Genomic DNA, 612 nt, shown 5'->3' with positions numbered 1-612 from the left:
CTTTCTCGCATTAGGCTCTTTACGTGATAAAGCTAAAAGTTGCTTGGATTTTTCTAAGTTCAATTTAGTAAAAGTAGATAGGTATCAGTGTGCTAATTAGATCACATAATTTGGCAGATTGGTATTACCTTTCACCTCGAACCTTCTTTATTCCAGACGTAAAAAAGCCCGACTATTTCTAGTCGGGCTTTCTCAATTTGGAGCCTGGCGATGTCGTAGTGCCCACAGCGGTAGAGAGCCACATAGCAAATGCGACACTATCTTTGTGTCGGGGCGGCCTTGTGCGGGGCTCGCCTTCGAGCTGGTTTGTTTGATGTATAGGAATACGAATGCCGTGAAGCACAGGATATGCAAGAGCGGCCACTACTGAGTTCACCATGGGGTCTTGGCTTGGTGTTTTCATTTTATTCCAGACAACAAAAAACCCGTCACATCGCTGTAACGGGTTTCTCAATTTGGAGCCTGGCAATGTCCTACTTTCACATAACAAATGCTACACTATCATCGGCGCTGTTTCGTTTCACTACTGAGTTCGGCATGGGGTCAGGTGGGTCCAAAACGCTATTGTTACCAAGCAAATACGGTGTTAATCGCGTTAGCAATTAACTAAAA

Annotated in this window: 1 rRNA gene; it reads right to left on the bottom strand. The window is 44.4% G+C overall.

Going from position 1 to position 612, the window contains the following annotated elements:
* Positions 1-460: 460 nt before the first annotated feature.
* Positions 461-575 (bottom strand): 5S ribosomal RNA (gene rrf, locus H5154_RS23045).
* Positions 576-612: the final 37 nt, after the last annotated feature.

Origin of the sequence: Pseudoalteromonas sp. SR44-5 (assembly GCF_014163675.1) — a bacterium.
Lineage (GTDB): Bacteria > Pseudomonadota > Gammaproteobacteria > Enterobacterales > Alteromonadaceae > Pseudoalteromonas > Pseudoalteromonas rhizosphaerae.
Note: the sequence above shows the minus strand (reverse complement) of the source record. Positions and strands in the feature narration are given on the sequence as shown.